We start from the raw sequence: 19,877 nt of genomic DNA on the forward strand, positions 1-19,877 counted from the left end.
GTTCCCGCGCTGTTGCGATCGTTATGCGATGGCGTGGGACACGCTCCAGCGACTGTACGCTCCTCGATTAGCGTGGCATACGGAAGTCAGGTGGACGCCCGCCGCCGCAGGCTCTATGCCGGCCGCGCAATGAACCTGTTGCTGCTCTTCTCCGCATTGCTGTCGGCCCTGACCGGGGTCGGCTCCGCGGCGCGTGCGCCGGCGGCGGCGCAGGCGGTGAGCGCGCAGGTCACGGCCCGCGCGGCAAAGGTCGCCGCGGTGCGCATCGCGCAGCGGCCGCAGCAGGCGGTCGCGCGGCTGGTCGCCGTCGCCACCGCATCGGCGCTGCCCACGCCCGCCTTCGCCGAAACCCCGCTTTACGCGAGCCGCCGGCGCGAATAGCGCGCGGCTTTTCGCGAACCTTCCGACGGCTCCGGCCGTTTGCGCCACGATCCATGCCCCTTTCGGCAGCGCCGCTCCACGTTGCGCGCGCGCCTTTCATATCAGGAAAACGCTTATGCTCGGCGGCCTCGCCAAATCTTTGTTCGGTTCGTCCAACGACCGGTACGTCAAATCCCTGAACCCGATCATCGCGAAGATCGCCGCGTTCGAACCGCAGCTCCAGGCGCTTTCGGACGACGAACTCGCCGGCCAGACCGCGAAATTCCGGGAGCAACTCGCCAACGGTGCCAAGCTCGACGACCTCCTTCCCGAAGCCTTCGCGACGGTGCGCGAGGCGGCGGTGCGCGTGCTCGGCATGCGCCATTTCGACGTGCAGATGATCGGCGGCATCGTGCTTCATCGCGGCGAGATCGCCGAGATGCGCACGGGTGAGGGCAAGACGCTGGTCGCGACGCTCGCCACCTATCTCAACGCGCTGCCGGGAGAGGGCGTCCACGTCATCACCGTCAACGACTATCTCGCCGCGCGCGATGCCGACTGGATGGGCCAGGTCTATCGCTTCCTCGGCCTGACCGTCGGCACGATCATCCCCAACCTGACCGACGAACAGCGCCGCACGGCGTACAACAGCGACATCACCTACGGCACGAACAACGAATTCGGCTTCGACTATCTGCGCGACAACATGAAGTACGAGCGTAGCAGCATGGTCCAGCGCGCCTTCAGCATGGCGATCGTCGACGAGGTCGATTCGGTGCTGATCGACGAGGCGCGCACCCCGCTCATCATCTCGGGGCCGACCGACGACAAGTCGGAACTGTACATGAGCGTCGATGCGATCGTGAAGCAATTGTCCGAAGAGGATTACGAGAAGGACGAGAAGCAGAAGTCGATCATCCTGACCGAGGACGGCACCGAAAAGGCCGAGCGCCTGCTCGAGAACGCCGGGCTGCTGCAGGGCGCGAACCTCTACGATTTCGAGAATACGCAGGTGGTGCACCACCTCAACCAGGCGCTCCGCGCGAACATGATGTTCAAGGCGGACACCGACTATATCGTCAAGGACGGCAAGGTCGTCATCATCGACGAATTCACCGGTCGCATGATGGACGGGCGCCGCTGGTCCGACGGCCTGCACCAGGCGGTCGAGGCAAAGGAAGGCGTCAATATCGAGCCCGAGAACCAGACGATGGCCTCGATCACCTTCCAGAATTATTTCCGCATGTATCCCAAGCTGTCGGGCATGACCGGCACCGCCGCGACCGAGGCGGCCGAATTTTATGACATCTACAAGATGAACGTCGTGACCATCCCGACCAACGTGCCGGTGCAGCGCGTCGACGAGGAAGACGAATTCTACAAGGACACCAACGACAAGTTCCGCGCGATCGCCAAGAAGATCCGCGAGCACGCCGCCAAGGGCCAACCGGTGCTGGTCGGCACGGTGTCGATCGAAAAGTCCGAACTGCTCAGCGAATTCCTGATGCAGGAGGGCGTCGAGCACAAGGTGCTGAACGCGCGCTATCACGAGATGGAGGCGCACATCGTCGCGCAGGCGGGACGCAAGTCCGCCGTCACGATCGCGACCAACATGGCAGGCCGCGGCACCGACATCAAACTGGGCGGCAACCTCGAATTCCGGATGCTCGACGAGCATCCGGACCTCGCCGAGGGCACGCCCGAATACGATGCGGCCGCCGCGCGCATCCGCGACGAGATCGAGGCGGAAAAGCAGGAGGTGCTCGCCGCGGGCGGTCTGTTCGTGCTCGGCACCGAACGGCACGAGAGCCGGCGCATCGACAACCAGCTGCGCGGCCGTTCGGGGCGGCAGGGCGATCCCGGCCTGTCGCGCTTCTACCTCAGCCTCGACGACGATCTGCTCCGCATCTTCGGGCCGGATACGCTGTTCGCGCGCATGATGCGCTCGAACATCGAGGATGGCGAGGCGATCGGATCGAAGTGGCTGACCAAGGCGATCGAGACCGCGCAGAAAAAGGTCGAGGCGCGCAACTACGACATCCGCAAGCAGGTCGTCGAGTACGACGACGTGATGAACGACCAGCGCAAGGTCATCTACGAACAGCGCGCCGACATCATGGACGCCGAGACGGTGGGCGACGTCGTCAGCGACATGCGTGCCGAGACGGTCAACGTCATCGTCGGTGAAGCGTGCCCGGTCGGTTCCTATCCAGAGCAATGGGACGTCGCGGGCATGAAGACCCGACTTCAGGAGGTGATGAACCTCGACCTGCCGGTCGAAGACTGGCTGAAGGAAGACGCGATCGACCCCGAGATCGTCGAGGAGCGCGTGCGCGAGGCGGCCGACGCGATGGTCGCCGAAAAGGCGGCGCAGCTCGAGCCGGAAACGTGGCAGCAGGTCGAAAAGTCGATCCTGCTCCAGGCGCTCGACCATCACTGGAAGGAGCATCTCGCGACGCTCGACGCGTTGCGCCAGGTCGTCCACCTGCGCGCCTATGCACAAAAGACGCCGATCAACGAGTATAAGCAGGAGGCGTTCAGCCTGTTCCAGCGGATGCTCGACGCGATCCGCGAGGATGTCAGCCGCACGATCGGCTATGCGCAATTCCAGATGCAGGCGCCGCCGCCGCTGCCCGAACTGCCCGACTTCATCACGACGCATTTCGACCCGTTCACGGGCGAGGACAATTCGGCCGATATCGACGCGGGCACGATGGGCCGCGTCACGCCGCAGCTGCCGCCGATGCAGATGGTCCAGCCCGAGGCGCCGAACCTCGGCCCCGACCTGGGCGACGACCCCGCCGCCTGGGAAGGCCGCGTCAACCGCAACGCGCCATGCCCGTGCGGCTCGGGCCGCAAGTACAAGCATTGCCACGGCGCGGTGACCGCCTGATTCCTTGCGATCGTCATCCCGGATCACGTCCGGGGTGACGGGTTGGTAAGCGTCCGCACGATAAAAAAGGGCCGGTCGCGCATCCCGCGACCGGCCCTTTTGTTTTCGCTACGTCACGCCCCGGCGTCAGTTCGCCTTGGGCAGCACCACGCTCGGTCCGATCGAGTCGATCACCGCGCGGGCGTTGAACGCCCGCAGGTTGTCGCGCGGGATCGGGCCCTTGCGCATCACGATCTCGGCGGTCGCTTCGTACCGGTCGATCTGGCGGATATCGAAACCATTGTCCCACGGGCCGAAGCCGCCGAACCACGGGTCCCACGTGCGCCACCCGAACCCGCGCCCGTAATAGCGCCACGCCGGACCCCAATAACCGCCGAAGCCGCCATAGCCGAAGCCCGGCGTCGTATAGGTGCGCGTCTGGCGATCGGTGTCGCGGTCGGCCATCACGAAATAATCGTAGCCGTTCTGCAGCGTCAGCTCGGCCGCGCGGAAAAACAGATAGCGTTCGACGGTGTCGCGCGACGTCACGCTGTTGCCGGCGAAGCTGACGATGAAGCGGTCCGGCTCGATCCGGCGCTCGCTGTAACCGGTGCGATTGAAGCCCTGCCCGGTGGCGGGGCGGTATGTGGTCTCGGTCGCGCAACCCGCGACCATCAGCGTGCTCGCGGCCAATGCCGCAACCATCGCCTTACGGCCAAGATGCATCATGTTTCCCATACTCCATTCGCGCGCGGGTGCGGCGAACCCGCCGCTCCTAGCGTATCCCAGTCGAACGAGCGATGAACGACTTGGCTCCACGACGGCACGGTCCATCGCGGCGTTCACGCGCCGATCAGGTGCAGCGCGATGTTGCGCCGGTGCGGACGGCGGCGGTGCTCGAACAGATAGATGCCCTGCCATGTCCCCAGCATCAGCGCGCCGTCCGTCATCGGCACGGCCAGCTGCACGCCGGTCAACGCGGTGCGCAGATGCGCGGGCATGTCGTCCGGCCCCTCGTCGTCATGCGCATAATGGTCGCCTTCGGGCGCGAGCGCGTCGAAATAGGCCTCCATATCGCGGCGCACCGCCGGCGCGGCATTCTCCTGGATGACGAGCGAGGCGGACGTGTGCCGGCAGAACAGCGTCAGCAGCCCGTCGGCGATCCCTTGGTTGGCCACCCAGTCCGCGACGCGGTCGGTGATCTCCACCAGCCCCTTGCCGTGCGTGTCGATGGTGAGCGTGCCGAGGGCCTGGCGCATGACGAGTCTTTCGAAGGAATCGTGGCAGAAGTCCCGCATCTGGGGGCGCCAGCCGACCGAGGCAATGACGCGCCACGACTGCAACGTCGCACGTTGGCGGGGCGGCGATCTCTCGCCCCATGATTTCCCGAACGACGACCCGTGTCGGCTCGTGCGGTCTTGATGCGTGGCGGCGTCAGTGCGCGATCAGAGCGGCGATGGCGGCCGCGTTCAGCGTTCGGCGCGCATTGGGCTCCGGCCCCTCCAACACCAGATAGGCATGTGAACGCGTCGCATCGTCCAGCCCGCGCCAGCGGTCCAGGCATTCGCTGAGCGAGGCGCGCAACGGGCGGTGCAGCGAGGCGACGAGTTGTGCGGCGGTCGCATGATGCAAACGGTCCATGGCGGCGATCCTGTACGAACGGCAAATCGATGCCGTCCGTTAACCTAGCGCGCCGCCGTTGCCGATGCGTTAAACGGGATCAATCCGTGCAGGATCGGTCGAAATTCCGTGTCGTTCGCCCTCGGAGAAGCGGGGCTCAGCCGGGCAGCGTATCCTCGGACTTGGTCGCCGCCTTCGCCGTCACCGCGAGCAGGACGGGCACCGCGAGCACCGCTGCGGCCATCGCGCCGATCGCCAGTTCCAGATAGATCATGTCATCGCCTCTCCCGCGGGCGCGTTGTGCGCCTCGCCATCGGCGATCATGCCCAGCGGGCGGGGGCTTGGCAACCGATAATCGGGGGGGCAGACACAGCGACGGCGGGTCGGCTTCGCGCGGGGCGAAGCGATGGCTCCCTGAGTTGGATTCGAACCAACGGCCGCTCGATTAACAGTCGAGAGCTCTACCGCTGAGCTATCAGGGACCGTTACCGTCGCTGTGTGGAGGGGGTCTATAAACGCGAAATCGCGGCGCGCAAGCCCGTTTTCGCGGCTTGTCCACAACTTCGCACGCCCGCCGCGGTCCGGCGGCATCGGCTCAGGCGATGAACTGCTCCATCGTGATCCGGTCGTCCAGCGCATGCTCTGGATCGAACAGCAACGTCAGCTCGCGCGCCCGGTCCATGCCGATCGCCACCTCCGCGACGTCGCGGAATTCGCGCTGGTCTGCGACCGCGGAGACGGGGCGCTTGCCGGGGTCGAGCACGCGGATCGCGATCCGCGCCTTGTCGGGCAGGATCGCACCGCGCCAGCGCCGCGGGCGGAACGGGCTGATCGGGGTCAGCGCCAGCATGTTGGAACCGAGCGGCAGGATCGGTCCCTGCGCCGACAGATTGTACGCGGTCGATCCCGCCGGCGTCGCGACCAGGATGCCGTCGCAAGCAAGCTCGTCCAGCACGATCCGGTCATTGACCGTCACCTCCAGCTTCGCGGTCTGGCGCGTCTCGCGCAGCAGCGACACTTCGTTGATCGCCGGCGCCTGATGGATGCGGCCGTCCATGCCCGTCACGCTCGCCTGCAGGGGTGTCACCTTGAACGCCTTGGCGCGCGCCAGCCGTTCCGACAGGTCGAACCGCCGCCATTCGTTCATCAGGAAGCCGACCGTGCCCAGGTTCATGCCGAACACCGGCACCACGGGGCGGCGCTGGTCGAGCTGCGTGTGCAGCGTCTGGAGCAGGAAGCCGTCGCCGCCCAGCGCGATGATGACGTCCGCCTCGGCCGGGTCGACCCAGTCGTGCGCGTCCGCCAGCTCGGCGGCGGCGGCCTGCGCCGGCGGCGTGGGCGAGGCGACCAGCGCCCGCCGTTCGTACCCGCTCATCCGCCGGTGACGCTCATATGCCGCCGCGTCGCGGGTGCTTCGCCCGCACCGATCGTAAAATCGTGCCGCGCCGGCTTGTGCGCCAGCGCATGGTCAATCGCCGCGTCCAGCGTAGGAATGCCGCCATCGCGCAGCGCCGCCTTCAGGTCGACCTTATCCTCATGCCCCAGGCACATGTACAACGCCCCCTCCGTCGTCAGCCGCACCCGGTTGCAGCCGTCGCAGAAATTGGCGGTCAGCGGCGAGATCAGGCCCAGCCGCGTCCCGCCATCGCCGACACGCCAATAGCGCGCGGGACCGCCGGTGCGATGCGTATCACGCGCCAGCGCGAAACGCGCGGACAATCGCTCGAACACGCGGGTCAGCGGCACGAACCGGTCGACGCGATCCTCGTCGATCGCGCCCAGCGGCATCGTCTCGATCAGCGACAGGTCGTGCCCCTCGTCGACGCACCATTGCAGCATGTCGCCGATCTCATCCTCGTTCAGCCCGGCGAGCGCGACCATGTTGATCTTCACCGCCAGCCCCGCCGCTTTCGCCGCGGCGATGCCGTGCAGCACCTCGGCCAGATCGCCGTGCCGCGTGATGAAGCGGAACCGGTCGGCATCGAGACTGTCGAGGCTGACGTTGATCCGGCGGATGCCGGCCGCCGCCATCTCTTCGGCATAGCGCGCCAGCCGCGTGCCGTTGGTCGTCATCGTCAGTTCGTCGAGCCCGTGGCCGACATGCCGCCCCAGCCGCCGCATCAGATCGCCGACGTCGCGCCGCACCAGCGGCTCGCCGCCCGACAGCCGGATCTTCGTCACCCCGCGCGCCATGAAACGTTCGGCGATGATCGCGATCTCGTCCAGGCTGAGCAGCGCCGCGCGCGGCAGGAACGTCATCTGCTCCGCCATGCAATAGCGGCAGCGCAGGTCGCATCGGTCGGTCACGGAAATGCGCAGATAGCGGATCGCCCGGCCATGCGCATCGACCAGCCGCCGATCGAGAGAGGGGGATGCGGTGGCCATGGTCATCGAGCTAGGGGCTCAACCCGGCGCGAACAAGTCCGTTCCACATTGCCCGTTACGGCCGCACCGCCTAGGCAGTTGCGATGGGGTCGCGGGACGCGCGGGGCACGCTGTTGATCGTGTCGTCGCAGGATCATGAACGATTGGCGACGCTGGCGCGCGAGGACGGCTGGACCGTCGCGGCGGCGCGGCGCGCCGATCCGCATGCGGCGCTTGCCGCCGGCGCGGCCGTCGCGCTGATCGATGCGCGCGGCGAGGCGGCGGGCAGCGACGGCGCCGGCATCGCCGCGGTGCGCGCGCTCGGCGGGTTCGCCGCCGCGACCGGGGGCGCGCTCGTCGCGCTGATCGACCGCGCCGGCCGCGCCCGGCTCGATGCGCTCCACGCCGCGGGCGCGACGCATTTCCTCGCCGGCGACACGGATGACGAGACTCTGCGCCAGACGCTGCGCTTCGCCCGCCGCCACGCCTATCGCGCCCGCCTGCTTGGCGGCGGGGATCGCCGCCTGCCCGCCGAGCGCGACGGCGAATTGTTCGTCGCGGCGGAGGCGTGGATCGCCGCGCGCCTCGCCGCGGGCGCGCATGTCGGCGTGCTGATGATCGCGCTGTCGCGGCTCGACATCCTCAACGCCGCGCGCGGCCGGGCGACGGGCGACGTCCTGATCGCCGAGGCGCGGCGCCAGGTCGAGGCGATCGTCGCCGATCTGCTCGGCGATGCCGCGATCGTCATCGCGCCCGGCGGCGGCGAACTGATCGTCGCGGCGGCGGCGGATGCCGCGGCGCTCGACCGGCTCGCCGCCCGGCTCGACGCCGCGCTCGCGCAGCCGCTGGCGGTGGCGGGGCGCCAGGCGGTGCTCGGCAGCCGCTGGGCGATGGCCGAAAGCTCGGCGGGCGACGAGGCCGCCCGGCTCCTCCACCGCGCCGAAGAGGCGCTGGCTGCGGCCAAGGCGAGCGACAGCGGCATGGTGCGCGTCGTCGGTCCCGGCGGTGCCGCGCCGCTCGATGCGATGGCGGTCGACCTGCATTACGCGATCGAACAGGGCGAGATCGATATCCTGTTCCAGCCGCAGGCGCGGATCGACACCGGCGAGATCGTCGGCGTCGAGGCGCTGGCGCGCTGGCGCCACGGCCGGCTCGGCGCGCTCGGCGCGGACGTTTTGTTCGCCGCGGCGGACCGCGCGGACCTCGGCCTCGCGCTGTCCGACCATATCCAGTCACTGGTGCTGACGCGCAGCGCGGCGTGGCGGGGGCGCCGCGCCGCGCTGCGCGTCGCGCTCAACCTGACGCCTGCCGACCTCGGTCGTCCCGGCTTTGCCGATGCCTTCCTCGGCCGCGTCGCCGCCAGCGGCTTCGCGCCGGAGCGCTTGACCGTTGAGATCACCGAATCGAGCGCGATCCGCGATCTGGAAGCCGCGGCGGGCGTGCTCGACGCGTTGCGGGCCGCGGGTATCCGCGTCGCGCTCGACGATTTCGGCACCGGCTATTCCAGCCTCGCCTATCTTACCGCGCTGCCGCTCGATTACCTGAAACTCGACAAGGCGCTGGCGGTCGGCGAGACCGCGCGCCACCGTGGCGTCGTGCGCGCGGTGATGACGCTGGCGCGCTCGCTCGCGCTGCCGGTGATCGCCGAAGGGGTGGAGACGCCAGCCCAGCGCGACCAGCTCGCCGCCGAGGGCTGCGCCGTCTATCAGGGGTTCCTGCTCGCGCCGCCGCTCGACGCGGTGCGGCTCGCCGCGATGCTCGATACGCAAAAGGACGAGGTGCGATGAAGACGATCCTGTTCGCCGCCGCCATGATGGCGCCCGCAACCGCGCTTGCCGCCGACGATCCGCAGCCCGCGATCGAGGCGGCGATGACCGCGAGTGCCGCCGGCTGGACCAGCGGCGACATCGCGAAATTTCTCAACATCTACGCGCCCGACGCGGTGTTCGTGACGAAGGACGGCCTCGTCCGCGGCAAGGCGGCGATCGCCGCGCGCTACGACAAGGGCTATGGCACCGATGCCACGAAGCGCGGCGCGCTCAGCTTCCAGATGCTCGGCCACCGCCAGATCAGCAACGTCCACCAGATGCTCTGGGCGCGCTGGACGTTGCGCTACCCCGGCGGCCGCACCGATACCGGCGTCACGTCGCTGCTGTTCGAACGCCGCCCGGACGGGTGGAAGATCATATCCGATCACAGCAGTTGAAGGCATGGCGCTGATAAATCAGCGCCTTATTTCTCAACCCGCCGCCTTCGCCAGCCCCTTCGACAGCTGCAATGCGCCGTGCAGCCGCGCCTTGGCATCGGGCCACGCCCGTTGCAGCACCAGCTTGCTGTCGGGCCGAAGCTTCGCGACGCCGTTCAGCCGGTCGACATAGGCGATAAGGCCCTGGACGTTCGGCGGCTTGTCGTCGTGGAACGCCACGAGCACGCCGCGCGGGCCCACGTCCATCTTCGCGATGCACGCCTTCCGGGCGTTGAGCTTGATCTCGATGACGCGAATCAGATTCTCGGTCGCGTCGGGCAGGGGGCCGAACCGGTCGATCATCTCCGCGGCGAACGCCTCGATCTCCTGCGCCTCGTCCAGGTCGTTGAGCCGGCGGTACAGCCCCATGCGCAGGTCGAGGTCGGGGACGTAATCGTCCGGGATCAGGATCGGCGCGTCGACCGTGATCTGGGGTGAGAAGTCGCGCGGACGATCGCTGGCGAGCCCGCCAGCTTTCGCGTCCATGATCGCCTCTTCTAGCATCGACTGGTAGAGTTCGTAGCCAACCTCCTTGATATGCCCCGATTGTTCGTCGCCGAGCAGATTGCCCGCGCCGCGGATGTCGAGGTCGTGGCTGGCGAGCTGGAAGCCCGCGCCCAGGCTGTCGAGATCGCTCAGCACCTTGAGGCGCTTCTCGGCGGTGTCGGTCATCTGCCGCTCCGGCGGCGTCACCAGATAGGCGTAGGCGCGCGTCTTCGACCGTCCCACGCGCCCGCGCAGCTGATATAGCTGCGCCAGGCCGAACCGGTCGGCGCGGTTGACGATCATCGTATTGGCCGACGCGATGTCGATGCCGCTCTCGATGATCGTCGTCGAAATCAGCACCTCGAACTTCCGGTCGTAGAAGGCGCTCATCCGCTCCTCCACCTCGGTCGCGCTCATCTGGCCGTGCGCGACGACGTAGCGGACCTCTGGCACCTCGTTGCGCAGGTATTCCTCCAGGTCGGGCAGGTCGGCGATCCGCGGCGTGACGAGGAAGCTCTGCCCGCCGCGATAATGTTCGCGCAGCAACGCCTCGCGCAGCACCACCGGATCCCACGGCATCACATAGGTGCGCACCGCCAGCCGGTCGACCGGCGGCGTCTGGATCACCGACAGTTCGCGCAGGCCGCTCATCGCCATCTGCAGCGTGCGCGGGATCGGCGTCGCGGTCAGCGTCAGCATGTGCACGTCCGCGCGCAGTGCCTTCAGCCGTTCCTTGTGCGTCACGCCGAAACGCTGTTCCTCATCGACGATGACGAGGCCGAGGCGCTTGAAGTCGATGCTTTTGGCGAGCAGCGCGTGCGTGCCGACGACGATGTCGATGCCGCCGCTCGCCAGCCCCTCCTTCGTCTTCTTCGCCTCGGCGGCGGGGACGAGGCGCGACAGCCGGCCGATCTCGATCGGAAAGCCTTCGAACCGCTGCGTGAAGTTGTTGAAATGCTGGCGCGCGAGCAGGGTGGTCGGACAGATCACTGCGACCTGCATCCCCGCCATCGCCGCAACGAAGGCGGCGCGCAGCGCCACCTCGGTCTTGCCGAAGCCGACGTCGCCGACGATCAGCCGGTCCATCGGCTTTCCCGCGGCAAGGTCGGCGAGCACGTCCTCGATCGCGCGATCCTGGTCGTCCGTCTCGTCGTACGGGAAGCGGTCGACGAAGCTCGGATAGCCGCTGGGATCGGGTTCGGCGATCTCGCCGGGGCGCAAGGCGCGTTCCGCGGCGACCTTGATGAGCTCGCCCGCGATCTCGCGGATCCGCTCCTTCATCTTCGACTTGCGCCGCTGCCACGCCTCGCCGCCTAGACGGTCGAGCGCCGTCGCCTCCTCGCTGCTGCCATAGCGTGACAGCACCTCGAGATTCTCGACCGGCACGAAGAGCTTGTCGCCGCCGGCATATTCGACCGCGACGCAATCGTGCGGGCTCTGCCCGACCGGGATCGACGTCAGTCCCAGATATTTGCCGATGCCATGGTCGCTGTGGACGACGAGGTCGCCCGGCGTCAGCGTCGCCAGTTCGGCAAGGAACGCGTCCGCTGACTTCTTGCGCTTCGCCCGCCGCACCAGCCGGTCGCCCAGCATGTCCTGTTCGGTCAGCACCGCGACGTCGGGCGCGGTGAAGCCGTGGTCGAGCGGCAGCACGACGAGCGCGACGCCCGCGCTCTTGCTCGTGTCGGCGACGCCCAGCGCCTCCTGCCACGTCTCCGCCGCCTTCGCGCCGTTCAGCCCATGGTCCTTGAGCAGCGCGCCGAGCCGCTCGCGCGCGCCGTTTGAATAGCTGGCGAGGACGGGTTTCTTCCCCTCCTTGCGCAACCGGCCGAGGTGCTGGACGACCGCGTCATAGACGTTGGCGCCGCTCGACCGCTCGGGCGCGAAATCGCGCGCGCCGTCCACGCCGAAATCGAGCACGGTCTTGCTCTCCGGCTCGTGGAACGGCGTCGTCGTATGGACGTGCCGCGCGTCCAGCGCGTCGCGCCACTCGCGCTCGCCAAGGTAGAGCGCGGTCGCGCCGAGCGGGCGATAGCTGCCCGGCTGCGACCCTTCCGCCCGCTGCCGGTTCTCGTAATAATCGGCGATCGCCTCCAGCCGGCCCTCCACCGCGCCGGCGACCCCCGCGTCGCGCACGACGACGTCGGCATCGCCCAGATGATCGAAGACGGTCGCCAATTTCTCCTCGAACAGGGGCAGCCAATGCTCCATCCCCGCCAGCCGCCGGCTCTCGCTGATCGCCTGGTAGAGGGGGTCGCCCGTCGCGGTCGCGCCGAACTTGTCGCGATAGCGGGTGCGAAAGCGCTTGATCGACTCCTCGTCCAGCAACGCCTCCGACGCGGGCAGCAGGATGAAACCGTCGATCCGCCCGGTGGTGCGCTGGTCGCCGGGGTCGAAGGTGCGCACGCTTTCGATCTCGTCGCCGAAGAAATCGAGGCGCAGCGCTTGTTCCTCGCCGCTCGGGAACAGATCGACGATGCCGCCGCGCACGGCATATTCGCCATGGTCGTGCACCGTGTCGGTGCGGACATAGCCGTTCGCCTGAAGCAGGGCGGCAAGCTTCTCGCGATCGATCCGCTCGCCGGGCGCCAGCCGCGCCACCAGCTGGCGGATGCGGAACGGCGTCAGCACGCGCTGCGTCGCGGCATTGGCGGTGGTCAGCAGCAATTGCGGGGCCTTCACCGGCCGTTGCAGCCGGTGCAGCGCCGCGACCCGCTCCGCCATGATGCGCAGCGTCGGCGACGCGCGATCATAGGGCAGGCAGTCCCACGCCGGCAGGCCGATCACCTCAAGGTCGGGCGCGAAGAACGCCGCGGTGCCGGCGATCGCGCGCATCGCGCCTTCGTCCGCCGCGACGAACACCGCCCGCCCGCCCTGCCGCGCCGCCGCGCGCGCGAGGTCGGCGAGGAACGCTGGCTGGAACCCCGCCGGCACCCCGGATAGGGTCAGCGGCGTCTTGGCGGAGAGGATCGTCTTGAGGTCGGGCATCGATACTCTTCTCCCCTCCCGCTTGCGGGAGGGGCTGGGTGAGGGCAGTCGCGCGGAAAGCGGCGGGGAGACTTCCCTCCCCAAACCCCTCCCGCAAGCAAGAGGGGCTCTAGAACGTCGGCACGTAGGTGATCGCCCGCATCCGGTCCATCATCGGCCCCTGCCAGCGCTCCGGGCACGGCATCGATCCGATCGCCCACGCCATGATGTCGACGTCCTGTTCCTCCAGAAGCATCTCGAACCAGTCGAGTTCCGCCGGCGTCAGGCTGGCCCCGTGCGCGTCGAAGAACCCGCCGATCATCAGGTCCGCCTCCTTGGTGCCGCGGTGCCAGGCGCGGAACTTCAGGCGTTTGAGGCGGGTGGCGTGATCCATGCGGCGTTCCAATAGCAGGACGCCCGGCGGGTGCTGGCGGCACGCGTCGGGTCGGGTATAGCCGCCATGTAGTCATGCGCCCGCTTATCCTCAATCCGCTGTTCGCCGAAGTCACCGCGCTGAAGGGCGTCGGCCCCGCGCTTGCGAAGCCGCTCGAACGACTCGGCCTTGCGCGCGTCGTCGACGTCGCCTTCCATCTGCCCAGCGGCTGGGTCGACCGGGTGGCGCGCGACGAACTGGACGAGGCGGACGTCGGCCGCATCATCGCGATCCAGCTGACGCCCACCGACTATCGGGTGTCCAGCGGCCGCGGACCGACGCGCGTGCAGGCGGTCGACGCGCGTGGCAACCACGTCAGCCTCGTCTATTTCGGCGGATCGTCGGGCTGGGTGAAGAAGCTGCTGCCGCTGGGTGAGCCGCGTCGCGTATCCGGCAAGCTCGAGCAATACGGCCAGACGCTGCAGATCATCCACCCCGACCTCGCCGAACCCGACGAGCCGTTTCGCGCGCGTGAGCCCATCTATCCGCTGTCCGAAGGGCTGACGTCGCGCCGGCTCGGCGCGCTCGCGCAGCAGGCGGTCGAGCGCGCGCCGGCGCTCCCCGAATGGATCGAACCCGGCCTCAAGGCGAAGCGCGGCTGGCCCGACTGGCGCGACGCACTCGCGCGCGTTCACGACGACCCCGCCGACAAGGCCGCGCGCGAACGCCTCGCCTATGACGAAGTCTTCGCCAACCAGCTCGCGATGACGTTGGTGCGCGCCGACACGCGCAAGCGTCGCGGCCGCGCGCTGCACGGCGACGGCCGGCTGCGCGATCTCTTGCAATTACCCTACACGCTGACCGGCGCGCAGAGCCGCACGATCGCGGAGATCGAGGGCGATCTCGCCCAGACCGCGCCGATGCTGCGCCTGCTCCAGGGCGATGTCGGCGCCGGCAAGACGCTCGTCGCCGCCTTCGCGATGCTGATCGCGGTGGAGGCGGGCGCGCAGGCGGCGATGCTCGCGCCCACCGAAATCCTCGCGCGCCAGCATTACGAGGTTCTGCGCCGCACGCTCGCCGGCCTGCCGATCGCAATCGCCGTGCTGACCGGCCGCGACAAGGGCCGCGCGCGCGAGGCGACGCTGATGGCGCTCGCCGCGGGCGAGATCGACATCCTCGTCGGCACGCACGCGATCTTCCAGGATGCGGTCGGCTACAAGGACCTGGCGCTCGTGGTGGTCGACGAACAGCATCGCTTCGGCGTCGCCGAACGGATGATGCTGCAGGCGAAGGGCCGCACCCCGCCGCACCTGCTCGCGATGACCGCCACGCCGATCCCGCGCACGCTGACGCTGGCGCAATATGGCGAAATGGACGTCAGCCGCCTCGACGAGATGCCGCCCGGCCGCCAGCCGATCGAAACGCGCGTCGTCAGCGAGGATCGGCTGGACGAGGTGGTCGAGGCGCTGGGCAGGCATATCGCCGACGGTGGCCAGGCCTATTGGGTCTGCCCGCTGGTCGAGGAGAGCGAAAAGAGCGACCTCGCCGCCGCGGAGATGCGCGCCGAACAGCTGCGGATGCGGTTCGGGGAACGGATCGGCGTCGTCCACGGCCGCATGAAGGGGCCGGAGAAAGACGCGGTGATGGAGGCGTTCGCGGGCAACCGCCTCTCCGTCCTTGTCGCGACGACGGTGATCGAGGTCGGCGTCGATGTGCCCAATGCGACGCTGATCGTCATCGAACATGCCGATCGTTTCGGTCTTGCGCAACTCCACCAGCTGCGCGGTCGGGTCGGGCGGGGCGGGGGGCTGTCGCGCTGCCTGCTGCTGCGCGGTGCCGCGCTCAGCGAGACCGCGCGTGCCCGCCTCGCGCTGATGCGTGAAACCAACGACGGCTTCCGCATCGCCGAGGAGGATCTGCGCCTGCGCGGCAGCGGCGAATTGCTCGGCACGCGTCAGTCGGGGGAGATGGCCTTCCGCCTCGCCACGCCCGACATGCTCGCCGACCTCCTCCAATGCGCGCAGGACGACGCCCGCCTGCTCATCGACCGCGACGGCGGCCTCGAAAGGGCACGCGGCGAGGCGGCCCGCACCGCGCTCTATCTGTTCGATCGCGACGCCGGCGTCGCGCTGCTCCGGTCGGGGTGATTCAAATCAGCTTAGTTTTTTGAACGAATCGAGCTCTTCTCCAAGAAGTTCGATCTGTGGCGGATAATCGTCGGCGATCAGGAAAACCGTCTTGTTGCGAAGTTTTCCTGAATAACTTTCATAATCATCATTTCCTAATGATGATCGCTGGATGACAAGCGCCCCGTGAACGCCGCTCTGGTCGAGTAATAGCTCGTATATCCGGGCGCCTGTCAGGCGATTTTCGGACGTTTTTGACGGAGAGACTTGAGCAAATATCGAAAGGTGACCCTCAGGAGTATCTACGCGAACATCACATAGTTCGTTCGATTTGCTGTCTTTGCTGTTCTTGGCGACGACAGCTTTATGGCCTGCAGCATTCAGTGTGGCCGCAAGCCCCTGCTCGAATTCGAACCATTTAACGCCTGCACTCTCGCGCGTGTACGCCAAGCTCAACGCAACAATTTGTTCGAGAGCGGTCTCATTTTCATGCGCGGGTGTAGTATTAGCTTTCGCTTCCACCCGTGCCTGCGCAGCGTTTGCGGCCAAACGTGATGCGATCTGATTTGTGAGAAGCGTCGCAAAGGCGCAGACGGAAACGATCGCAAGCAACGCTTCGTCTTCGTCAAAGTCGAGTTTGTAATCGTGCGTCGAAGGATTACGATAATCCTGTCGATATCGCGTCAACTGAGTGAGAACGCGTGGTCGAACAACGTTGTGCGTCTCGAGATAGTTTTCAATTTGCGACGGTGTCTTCCCGGCGGGATCTTTGTCCGCTAGGACGCGATACGCCTCTTTCAGTGAACCCTCGTACGCTTGGTTCATGCGATAGATTGCGTCTGTACAGGTGTCCGGATCATGCGCCTTGTCGCGTTCCAGATGACGAATCGCCGCTTTTACGTGACGGGCGATCGCATTTAGCCCGGTGGAATAATCTCCCGCCGGGAGCCGGCCAACGGCGTCTTCCAGCAACATGACGATATCCATGCTTCCCCCGCATCCATCGAACGATATTTAACGTAAGGGACGGGCGTTGCATTGCGAGGGAAACTTGACCCAGAGCGGAGCAGATGTTCGAAGTTGGGTCGTTGGCAATACTCACCAGCATCTGCATCCCCTGACGCTCCAATCGTTGCTGGTGCTGGACTCTCGATCCAGCATGCCACTCTCGGTGTTCGGTCTGGCCGCGAAATACCTTTGCTCGAGGCTCTTGCTTTAAGTGCCGACTACCCATGATGCTCATGATGATTGCCGCCCTCGTCATGCGGCGGATGCGGTGGCCCCATCGGGCGCGGCGGCGGCGGAGCGTGGAAGGTGACGCGTGGCGGCGGCGCGGCATGTGGCGGCGCGCCCCAGCCATGGCCGCCCATCGCCATCGCGTTCATGCGTGGCGTCGGTTGCGGATGGCCCCAGCCGCCATTGCCGTTCCACCGCACCGGCGCCGGGGCGGCGCGCGGCGGCGGCGGCGCATCGCGCCACGGTTGCCGCGCAGGGTGCGCGTCCATCGCCGCGTCGTGCTGCCACGGCGCCGGCCCGCCGCGGTGAACGATGGGCATCGGCGCGCCGTCGAAGGCGCGGGCCGGGTCCGGCGCGCCGTGCGGCATACCACCCGCGCCCGGCGCGTGCGGCGAGCGATATCCGGCCGCGGCGATCATCGCCGCACCCGCCGGGGGCGGTGCGCCATGCGGCTGCCAGCCGCCCCGACGCGGATCGCCCCCGGGCACGCGTCCCGTCGCCATCGGCCGCGCGGTGGCGACGATCGGTGGGCGGCCGTGATTGGCGGTTGCGAACAGCCGCGGGTCACTGCGCGCCGCGGCGAAATGCGCGAACTGGTTGGGCGTCGGCGCGACATGCGCCTCGTGCGCGGCGATCCAGTCCTGCCGGCTCGGCCGCGCCTGCACGCCGCCCGGCCCGCCATTGTAGCTGACGCGCGTGATATGGTTCACCACGATATTCTGCTGATAGACGTTGGTGACGTGGACGTTCGTGATGGTGTTGACGACGCGGTTGTAGAATAGGTGGCCGCCGTTCCAGTATCCGCCCTGATAGCCGAACCCGGTATAGCCGAAGCCGTAAGGCACGCCGCCGTAAAAGCCGACGTGCGGCCCCCAATAGCCGGCGTGGAAGATATAGGCGCCGTCGCTCCATCCCCACCAGGGCGGGGTCCACAGCAAGCCCGGCCGCGGCGCCATCACCCAGGTGCCCGGCACCCAGTAATACGCCTCCTCGATATCGTCCCACGCCCAATACCCGGGGGTCCAGACATAGTCCGGGCCGGGCAGCGGCGGCTGCGCATAGACGGGCAGGGGTGGCGGTGCGATGCCGACGCTGACGTTGATCGAAACCTGCGCCGACGCCGCCGACGCCAGGAGCAGGCCGCCACCAATCGCCAGCAATAGTCCGATCCGCCGTATCATGAAGCCGCTCCGTCCCAACAGATAACGCCGGATATATCGGATCGGTCGACTGAATGAATACTGACGAATATCAGTATGACGAAGATGTCATGGCGATTTCATCTGCCGGTATCGGTAGTTAGGATCGCATAAAGGAAATTGTATTTGACTGATGCTCGAAAGTACAGATTGGTCTGTATCGAATATAGATTCGCTGTACTTTACGGCCCACGTATGCTAGCCCATATGTAAGTCGCTCTTTCGCATCCGCCGACGAGGCGCTCGTCCGCGCCACCCCCAAACACTGCGACTTTTGCGACCTTTGGATTTATCGAACGCGAACACGCAACGATCTGACTCTACTGCGTAGTATAATTCTTCGTCTACGCATGCATGCGTCGATTGTTGGAAATGGTGTGAGCAGCGCTCAGCCCTGCATCGCGCCCAGTACGGCATGATAGCGGTTGGCCGGGACGCCGCGTTCCAGCTGGCAGCCGATCCGGCCGCCCAGCGCCCATCGCACCGCGGCCTGGACCTCGCCGATCACGGGTAACTGCACGCGCACCCATTCGCCGACGCTGACGGCCGCATCGCTGCGAAGCATCAGCCCGCCGGGCGACAGGTTGACGACCAATACCGATATCGTCCGCCCGTCGACCAACCGCGCGCGCGTGCGGTGGTGCACCTCGTCGCGTGGTTCTGCCCGCTCTTGGGAATAGGCCATGAAAGCAGCATCCGCCACGCCGGTTTCCCTTGAGGTCGGGCAACCCATCGCCCGACCATTTCGGACAAGGTCTAAAGCGGTGCAGGTTTACAAAGGCTTATTTCGCCGAAATGAGTAGGCCGTGATGCTTCTTTCCGGCGGACAGGCGCACCGGTTCATCGCCCACCGCGATCACCTGCGTCTCGTCGGTCACCTTGTCCGCGCCGATCCGCGCGCCGCCGCCCGCGATCAGCCGCCGCGCCTCGCCCTTCGACTTGGCGAAGCCCAGCGCGGTCAGCGCATCGACCACGCCGATCGACCCGCCCGTCACCGCGAACGTCGGCAACGCCCCGCCGCTCGCGCCTTCCTCGAACGTGCGCCGCGCCGTCTCGGCGGCCTCCTCGGCGGCGGCACGGCCGCGGCACATCGCGGTCGCCTCGTTGGCCAGCACCTTCTTCGCCTCGTTTATGCCGGCGCCCTCCAGCGCTTCCAGCCGGGCGATCTCGTCCAGCGGCAGGTCGGTGAACAGCCGCAGGAAACGGCCGACGTCGCGGTCGTCGGTGTTGCGCCAGAACTGCCAGTAATCGAAATGCGGCAACTGGTCCTCGTGCAGCCAGACCGCACCCGCCATCGTCTTGCCCATCTTGCCGCCGTCCGCGGTGGTGATCAGCGGCGTGGTGACGCCAAACACCTCGGTCCCGTCCATGCGGCGGGCGAGCTCGATGCCGTTGACGATATTGCCCCACTGGTCGCTGCCGCCCATCTGCAACCGGCAGCCGTGGCGGTGCGCCAGTTCGCGGAAGTCGTAGGCCTGGAGGATCATGTAGTTGAATTCGAGGAAACTCAGCGACTGTTCGCGGTCGAGGCGCAGTTTCACCGAATCGAAGCTGAGCATCCGGTTGACGCTGAAATGCTGACCGACCTCGCGCAGGAAGGGGATATATTCGAGCGCGTCGAGCCATTCGGCATTGTCGAGCATCACCGCATCGGTCGGCCCGTCGCCGAAGGTCAGAAAGCGTTCGAAGATCCGCTTGATCGACGCGACGTTCGCCTTGATCCCGTCCTCGCCGAGCAGCTTCCTCGCCTCGTCCTTGAAACTCGGGTCGCCGATCTTGCCGGTGCCGCCGCCCATCAACACGATCGGCTTGTGGCCCGTCTGCTGTAAACGGCGCAGCAGCATGATCTGCACCAGGCTGCCGACGTGCAGCGAGGGCGCGGTCGGATCGAAGCCGATATAGCCGGGCACGACCTGCTTGGCGGCGAGTGCATCGAGCGCGCCCGCGTCGGTCATCTGGTGGACGTAGCCGCGCGTCGAGAGCGTGTTGAGCAGGTCGGAAGCGTAGGTCATGGCATCAGCCGTTACAC

General features: G+C 67.2%; 16 protein-coding genes and 1 tRNA gene. 5 read left to right on the plus strand and 12 right to left on the minus strand.

Translation table 11 applies throughout. From position 1 onward, the window contains the following. Positions 1-90 precede the first annotated feature (90 nt). On the plus strand, positions 91-381 hold the full coding sequence (locus DM480_RS12385) for a hypothetical protein (RefSeq protein ID WP_232833990.1): 291 nt from the start codon (positions 91-93) through the stop codon (positions 379-381). A 115-nt stretch (positions 382-496) separates the two neighbouring features. Next, a complete protein-coding gene (secA, locus tag DM480_RS12390; RefSeq protein ID WP_115379453.1) occupies positions 497-3,253 on the plus strand; it encodes a preprotein translocase subunit SecA in 2,757 nt (918 codons plus the stop codon). A gap of 126 nt (positions 3,254-3,379) precedes the next feature. Here secA and DM480_RS12395 read toward each other — a convergent pair whose 3' ends face one another. The 6 genes from DM480_RS12395 to moaA all read right to left on the minus strand — a co-directional run bounded on the left by DM480_RS12395 (position 3,380) and on the right by moaA (position 7,243). After that, entirely contained in the window at positions 3,380-3,961 is a 582-nt protein-coding gene (locus DM480_RS12395) for a CC0125/CC1285 family lipoprotein (protein WP_115379455.1), read from the minus strand. A gap of 113 nt (positions 3,962-4,074) precedes the next feature. After that, positions 4,075-4,491 carry a secondary thiamine-phosphate synthase enzyme YjbQ gene (locus DM480_RS12400; RefSeq protein WP_115381281.1) on the minus strand — a complete coding sequence of 139 codons (417 nt, stop codon included), beginning with the start codon at positions 4,489-4,491 and terminating at the stop codon, positions 4,075-4,077. 175 nt (positions 4,492-4,666) lie between these two features. Next, complete coding sequence (locus DM480_RS12405) at positions 4,667-4,873, minus strand: hypothetical protein (RefSeq protein ID WP_115379457.1); 207 nt, start codon at positions 4,871-4,873, stop codon at positions 4,667-4,669. Between the two features lie 386 nt (positions 4,874-5,259). Next, positions 5,260-5,334 (minus strand) — tRNA-Asn (locus DM480_RS12410). Positions 5,335-5,447: 113 nt separating this feature from the next. After that, positions 5,448-6,227, minus strand: coding sequence for an NAD kinase (locus DM480_RS12415; RefSeq protein WP_115379459.1), 780 nt, complete (start codon positions 6,225-6,227; stop codon positions 5,448-5,450). Further along, positions 6,224-7,243, minus strand: coding sequence for a GTP 3',8-cyclase MoaA (moaA, locus tag DM480_RS12420; protein WP_115379461.1), 1,020 nt, complete (start codon positions 7,241-7,243; stop codon positions 6,224-6,226). Before moaA ends, DM480_RS12415 begins: the two co-directional genes overlap by 4 nt. 77 nt (positions 7,244-7,320) lie before the next feature. Between moaA and DM480_RS12425 the strand changes: the two genes are divergently transcribed. Then, positions 7,321-9,003: an EAL domain-containing protein gene (locus tag DM480_RS12425; protein WP_115379463.1), complete on the plus strand. Its 1,683-nt coding sequence runs from the start codon at positions 7,321-7,323 to the stop codon at positions 9,001-9,003. Continuing rightward, a complete protein-coding gene (locus tag DM480_RS12430) occupies positions 9,000-9,422 on the plus strand; it encodes a YybH family protein (protein WP_115379465.1) in 423 nt (140 codons plus the stop codon). The genes DM480_RS12425 and DM480_RS12430 overlap by 4 nt, the downstream gene beginning before the upstream one ends. Positions 9,423-9,455: 33 nt before the next feature. Here the strand turns inward: DM480_RS12430 and mfd are convergent, their stop codons facing one another. After that, complete coding sequence (gene mfd / locus DM480_RS12435) at positions 9,456-12,935, minus strand: transcription-repair coupling factor (RefSeq protein WP_115379467.1); 3,480 nt, start codon at positions 12,933-12,935, stop codon at positions 9,456-9,458. A 109-nt stretch (positions 12,936-13,044) separates the two neighbouring features. After that, the gene (locus DM480_RS12440) at positions 13,045-13,308 is read right to left on the minus strand and encodes an FAD assembly factor SdhE (protein ID WP_115379469.1); all 264 of its coding nucleotides are present in this window, start codon (positions 13,306-13,308) and stop codon (positions 13,045-13,047) included. A gap of 74 nt (positions 13,309-13,382) precedes the next feature. On the opposite strand from DM480_RS12440, the gene recG reads away from it, so the two are divergent. Beyond that, the gene (recG, locus tag DM480_RS12445) at positions 13,383-15,434 is read left to right on the plus strand and encodes an ATP-dependent DNA helicase RecG (RefSeq protein ID WP_115379471.1); all 2,052 of its coding nucleotides are present in this window, start codon (positions 13,383-13,385) and stop codon (positions 15,432-15,434) included. Positions 15,435-15,440: 6 nt separating this feature from the next. Here recG and DM480_RS17950 read toward each other — a convergent pair whose 3' ends face one another. The 4 genes from DM480_RS17950 to tyrS all read right to left on the minus strand — a co-directional run bounded on the left by DM480_RS17950 (position 15,441) and on the right by tyrS (position 19,860). After that, positions 15,441-16,400, minus strand: a complete 960-nt coding sequence (locus tag DM480_RS17950; protein WP_125471525.1) for a hypothetical protein — start codon at positions 16,398-16,400, stop codon at positions 15,441-15,443. 239 nt (positions 16,401-16,639) lie between these two features. Further along, positions 16,640-17,830 (minus strand): YXWGXW repeat-containing protein, encoded by a 1,191-nt coding sequence (locus tag DM480_RS18310; RefSeq protein WP_198665824.1) that lies wholly within the window; start codon positions 17,828-17,830, stop codon positions 16,640-16,642. Between the two features lie 406 nt (positions 17,831-18,236). Then, positions 18,237-18,551 carry a PilZ domain-containing protein gene (locus DM480_RS12455; RefSeq protein ID WP_232833992.1) on the minus strand — a complete coding sequence of 105 codons (315 nt, stop codon included), beginning with the start codon at positions 18,549-18,551 and terminating at the stop codon, positions 18,237-18,239. Between the two features lie 79 nt (positions 18,552-18,630). After that, positions 18,631-19,860 carry a tyrosine--tRNA ligase gene (gene tyrS, locus DM480_RS12460; RefSeq protein ID WP_115379475.1) on the minus strand — a complete coding sequence of 410 codons (1,230 nt, stop codon included), beginning with the start codon at positions 19,858-19,860 and terminating at the stop codon, positions 18,631-18,633. Positions 19,861-19,877 lie beyond the last annotated feature (17 nt).

The organism is Sphingomonas sp. FARSPH, assembly GCF_003355005.1.
Classification (GTDB): Bacteria; Pseudomonadota; Alphaproteobacteria; order Sphingomonadales; family Sphingomonadaceae; genus Sphingomonas.